We start from the raw sequence: 5,134 nt of genomic DNA on the forward strand, positions 1-5,134 counted from the left end.
GTGGAATTGCTTGCGACTCCGGAAATCTGGCCGCTATATTTTGCAGGCGAAAATTCGCGAATTCCGGTATGCGGTATATACCGGAAGTATAGTACTATACTTAGATAGAAATTCGCTATTTCCGAGAATTTTGTGTACTCTAATGTAGTATGAACGATTCGAGACCACCGCTGGCTCGCGGGCGCGCCCGCCTCACTACAGTCATTCAGGCTTCAGGGGATGTCGTGCGTATTGACGATGCAGTGCGAGCTTTGGATATCGACCGTCACCAGGCCGCGAAATTACTCTCAAGATGGACCGCCCAAGGCTGGCTCAGGCGAGTTGGTAGCGGGGCATATGTACCTGTTCAGCTTGATCTTCTCGATGCGAGGCAGGTCTTGCAGGACCCTTGGATTCTTGTGCCGACGCTATTTGAGCCATGTTACATTGGGGGACGGACCGCTGCCGAGCATTGGGACCTCACCGAACAGATATTTCGCGATGTTCTTTGTGTTTACGGCCCGCTCGGTTGCCGGCCGGACAGTCGAGCGGCAGGGTGCGGTCTTTACACTCAAGCACATCAAGAATGAGATGATATTCGGGACGAAAACGGTTTGGCGTGGCCAGACCCGTATTCCGGTGTCTGATATTAACCGCACAATCATCGATATGCTCGATGATCCCCGGGTTGGCGGGGGCATTCAACATGTCTCGGAGTGTTTTGATCGCTACCTACAGCGGCCTGATTGCAACCCTGATCTGTTGATCGACTACGCTTTGCGCCACGGAAACGGCGCGGTCTTCAAGCGGCTCGGTTTTCTTGCTGAACGCCACGAAAAGGGCGGAATAGTTGCCCGCAAAGCGCGCAAGCATCTCACCAAGGGGCATGCCAAGCTGGACCCGTCTTTGGAGTGTCCGCGTCTCATCACACGTTGGCGCTTGCGTGTGCCGGATAGCTGGATGAAGGACGCCCCGCATGATCGATAAGCGCGAAATCCTTGGACTTGCCAGTACGCAGGGCCTTACCCCGCACGTGGTGGAAAAGGATTACGCGCTTGGCTGGGCGCTCGCGGGTATCTATGCGCATCCTGAGCTATCTGAATCCTGGGTCTTCAAGGGCGGTAGACCGGATCGAATTATTTTGGATTTCGGACCGCCTTAATTTGGATTGATCCGGCTTCAATCGCTCGGTCTTTCCGTCTGGGTTGAGGTGGTGAAGCTCCTGCCACTGATCTCATGGCGTGCGCAGGCCGCACCATAGCCGATGTCTATTCAAACATAGGATCGGAGTATTTCACAATACAGCAACCGGGTTCTAAAGTTGGGCAGGAAACGAATGGCCCGCCTACCGAATGATCGGTCAGCAATCCTCAATATCCGCAATACATTCAGCTTGTTACTTGCGAGCCGGGTGGGTCGGGCGGTTCATCGGTATCAACGGCGCGCGGTCGCAACCGAGCAGTTACAATCTAACAGCTAAAGAATAGCAATCATCATGCGCCTGTTTAAGACGTTAGCCCTGACCACGACGGCCATTGTCACCTTTGCCACCTCCGTCGCGGCGAGTATCTACTCGGATCAACTCACCTCCTATTCAAATCAACAGGCCTTGCAATTCCTCGTCAGTGAGCATGCGCGCGATCCATCAACCTTCGAGGATGCACGCAAGTACATCCTCCTGAGCCGACCAGCGATTATGGAGGACTACCTCAACCAAACCTTAGACCGGGCACCAGACACCCGTAGTTTTTCTCTTTCGGAGCTAAGCACAGGGGAGACCTTCGGAATTGGTTCGATCGCCCTTGGGCTCGCCGCAGTTGGGCTTGCAGCTTCTCTCGCAGGCGGTGGTGGTGGAGACTCTGAGACAGGCTCCGGCCCAAATCCAGGCACCGGTATTCCAAACCCAGGTCCCAGCCCATCACCTTCTCCAAACCCCAGTCCAAATCCAAGCCCAGGTCCCGGCACTCCAAACCCGGGCCCCGGTCCCAACCCATCACCTAACCCCATTGATCCGGTCGATCCAGTTGATCCAATCGATCCAGGCCCCGGACCTAACGATCCCACCTACTACCGAACCCCGGAATTCGAGGAAAACCGTGGCCTGTCTCTGATTGGCGCCGATGAAAAATACGCTCAAGGCTGGCGAGGACAGGGCATAAAGATTGCAATCCTGGACAGTGGCATCGATCTCGACAGTCCAGAATTCGAAGGGAAAATCGACTTTGAGAACAGCCACTCTTACTTTGTCGGAGACCCCGACGATATTTCTGAACCTGACGGTCATGGCCGTTCCGGTCATGGCACGCATGTTGCCAACATCGCTGCAGGCAGGAAAAACGGTCAAGGCCTGCACGGCGTTGCCTTTGAATCCGAGCTTGTCATCTTCAATGGAATAAGAAAACGGGGCGACTACACCGAATTTACGATTCCGATCGAGAACATATGGGCTGATGCCATAAACCGCGCAATTGACGCTGGTGCGCATGTCATGAACAACAGCTGGGGTCGAACCAAAATTGTCGATGATTTCATCGTCGAAATGCCAATCACGGATTTCACAACTGAAACTCCGGACGAAAATAGCAAAAATCTCAAAGAATTTCTTGGCGACAAAACCATCACCGCCCTGAATAGAGCCAAATCCGAAGACTTGATGACCGTTTTTGGCGCAGGCAACGGCGGCCTGCCCGACGTCTCAGTCACTGCAGGCATTCCGGTCGTGCTGGACGATTATCTCGGTTACTTCATCGCCGTCGTTGCTGTCCGTGAAGACAAGAGCCTATGGCACTCCTCCAACCACTGTGGCGTCGCAATGCACTTTTGCCTCGCTGCGCCAGGCGCAGGTGTCATTATCATCCCCAACGGCAACGGCTTCACTCACTTGAACGGAACATCCATTGCAGCCGCCTATGTCACTGGCGCCTATGCCGTATTGAAGAGCCAGTGGCCACACCTGACAGCACCCGTAATCGCTGAGATTATGTTCGCGGCAGCCGAAGATCTCGGTGAGCCGGGTGTTGACCCGATCTACGGGCAGGGCCTCCTCAATCTGGAACGCGCCATGCTTCCTATGGGTGAGCTTGTCGTCTACCAGGGGAACACCATCGAGAGCGCCGCCATGCCTCTCGCCGAAACGGGCATCGTCGCCAGCGGCGCCCTGGCGCCAGCCCTCAACCAGGCCCTCGCAGGGCAGACCCTGATGGTTGCAGATGCGTATACGCGCGGATTTGAGCTTGCTGCCAGTGCCTTGGTCTCCGAACTCAAGGCGCCAAGACCCCGCCTTGCGATCACAAGGGAAACAAAGGTCAGCGACAGCCTCACACTCATGCGTTCAGATCACGGAACAGGTCTCCGTTTTGATGGGGATGTGTTCTCCTATGAGATAACTCTCGGCGACATAGATCCAGACGCAGATCCATTTGGACAGCTTCTGACAGAAGACTACTCATTCAGGCACAAGTTTGAACTCACACAAGCGCTGGCCCTTATTACTGACCACGCGGTCGGATCATCCACGGGCTCCTTCTCAAGGACCAGCATAGGGCTTGAAGCAAAAGACAAAGATGGGTCAGGCCTTTCTGCCCAGTTCGGCCTCATAGAAGAAAACGGCACAGTCCTTGGATCCCGCTTTATGGGAGCCGCGGGTCAGGGCGGACGCAGCTCTACCTCGTTCTTGGAAATATCCGGATCTGTTGCGGTCGGGCAGGGCACGCTCCTGACGGTATCGGGCACGCAAAGCAGGACAGATTTCAAACAGGCAGGCCTGGTCACTGGCGGCAAAAGTCTGACGGGGCGTGCCGGCAGCGTCTCAATCAGCAAGAAACGCTTTCTCGGCAGCCCAGGCACGATGCGCTTGTCGATATCCAGTCCGCTCCAGATCTCCTCTGGTGAGATTTCAATCGATCTCCCCCGGGACAGGGTTGCAGCAGTGGCCGGTCAGGAAAGCACGGGCGTGACAAGAAGCTCTCAAACTGTGCAGATTACATCTTCAGTGCGGCCGATAGATATTGGCCTGACCTATCAGCTTGCTTCAGAAGCGCCCGGACCGGAAATTCTGTTTAACGCGGGATATCGCGCACAAGGCGGTGACCCCAATCCCTACATTGGATTTGCCCTCAGTCACAGGTTTTGAGCCGCAGGGACAGCCCGATCACTGGGTGCCATGCCGCAGCCGCCAAACCCGCCAGCACGATCAGCGTCGGCACCGAACCGCTCGCCAGCACCCGGTCATACACCTGTAGCATGAACAGTGATCCGGTGAGCATCAGGAGATTGATCGGCAGGCTGAGCAGGCCAATGCCTGCGAATGTAGAACGGAGTGCCAGAAGGCACTCCGCAACACACCCGTCCTGGGAGCGTGATTGCGACACCATGCGTCGTGTTCGTTACGCGTGAAACCGGAAGTCGTCAGAGGACAGATCCGACACGACGACATTCTTCAGGACAATGCTGTTATCAGTATCCAGCGTGATGGTCGTATCGGTGCCGTCATCCGCCGCGCTGTTCAGGACGTCTGCATAGGATGCCAAGTTGGTGACACCCCTGAACTCGATGACATCCTCCGTCCCAGCACCAGCCACAAAATCAGTTATGACATCCTTGCCGAAACCGGGATCAAAGACGAAGATGTCGTCTCCCGTCCCCCCGGTCAGACGGTCATTACCAGCACCGCCGTTGAGGATGTCATTGCCCTCATGGCCGACGAGAACATCTTCACCACTGCCACCCGTGAGACGATCATCCCCCGTCCTGCCGAGAAGGGTCTCGTTGCTGCTGCTCGCAGACAGATTGAGCGTGTCGTCCCCGTCACCGCCGTCAAAGATTGTCCGGATGACCTTGTTGCCTTCCGCATCAAAGAGCTGAGAATAGATCTCGTAACCGTCAGGCGTATTAACCTGGCCATACGAATGCCAGCTGATCGCAAACCCGCCATCTTCCAGGCCGACGACATCGGGATACATCTGGTTGTGATAGATCCACTGCGTGTTCACCTGGAACTCGCCGCCGACTGTTGAGCCGTCAGCGGCGTATCTCTGACCATGAATACTGGCACCAGATCCATCCTGACCATAAGACGTCCAAGTTGCCACAAACCCACCGCCTTGCAATCCGGATACCGAAACGTAGTATTGATTATACTCCGTGGCGGTATTGA

The 5,134-nt window shown here is 55.5% G+C and carries 6 protein-coding genes; 4 read left to right on the forward strand and 2 right to left on the reverse strand.

The window, feature by feature from the left end:
* The first annotated feature begins 149 nt into the window (after positions 1-149).
* The 4 genes from ACR0L4_RS23265 to ACR0L4_RS23280 all read left to right on the forward strand — a co-directional run bounded on the left by ACR0L4_RS23265 (position 150) and on the right by ACR0L4_RS23280 (position 4,111).
* Positions 150-569 (forward strand): type IV toxin-antitoxin system AbiEi family antitoxin domain-containing protein, encoded by a 420-nt coding sequence (locus ACR0L4_RS23265; protein WP_480425427.1) that lies wholly within the window; start codon positions 150-152, stop codon positions 567-569.
* Positions 481-966: a type IV toxin-antitoxin system AbiEi family antitoxin domain-containing protein gene (locus ACR0L4_RS23270; protein WP_480425425.1), complete on the forward strand. Its 486-nt coding sequence runs from the start codon at positions 481-483 to the stop codon at positions 964-966. The genes ACR0L4_RS23265 and ACR0L4_RS23270 overlap by 89 nt, the downstream gene beginning before the upstream one ends.
* Positions 956-1,141, forward strand: coding sequence for a hypothetical protein (locus ACR0L4_RS23275; RefSeq protein WP_480423916.1), 186 nt, complete (start codon positions 956-958; stop codon positions 1,139-1,141). Before ACR0L4_RS23270 ends, ACR0L4_RS23275 begins: the two co-directional genes overlap by 11 nt.
* A 333-nt stretch (positions 1,142-1,474) precedes the next feature.
* Positions 1,475-4,111 carry a S8 family peptidase gene (locus ACR0L4_RS23280; RefSeq protein ID WP_480515571.1) on the forward strand — a complete coding sequence of 879 codons (2,637 nt, stop codon included), beginning with the start codon at positions 1,475-1,477 and terminating at the stop codon, positions 4,109-4,111.
* Here the strand turns inward: ACR0L4_RS23280 and ACR0L4_RS23285 are convergent.
* Both ACR0L4_RS23285 and ACR0L4_RS23290 read right to left on the reverse strand, forming a co-directional pair.
* On the reverse strand, positions 4,095-4,223 hold the full coding sequence (locus ACR0L4_RS23285; protein WP_480515573.1) for a hypothetical protein: 129 nt from the start codon (positions 4,221-4,223) through the stop codon (positions 4,095-4,097). The two genes, ACR0L4_RS23280 and ACR0L4_RS23285, sit on opposite strands and share 17 nt — an antisense overlap.
* Positions 4,224-4,364: 141 nt before the next feature.
* A partial coding sequence (locus ACR0L4_RS23290; RefSeq protein WP_480515575.1) for a calcium-binding protein occupies positions 4,365-5,134 on the reverse strand: 770 nt, incomplete at its 5' end.

The organism is Ruegeria sp. AB5 (assembly GCF_056542645.1).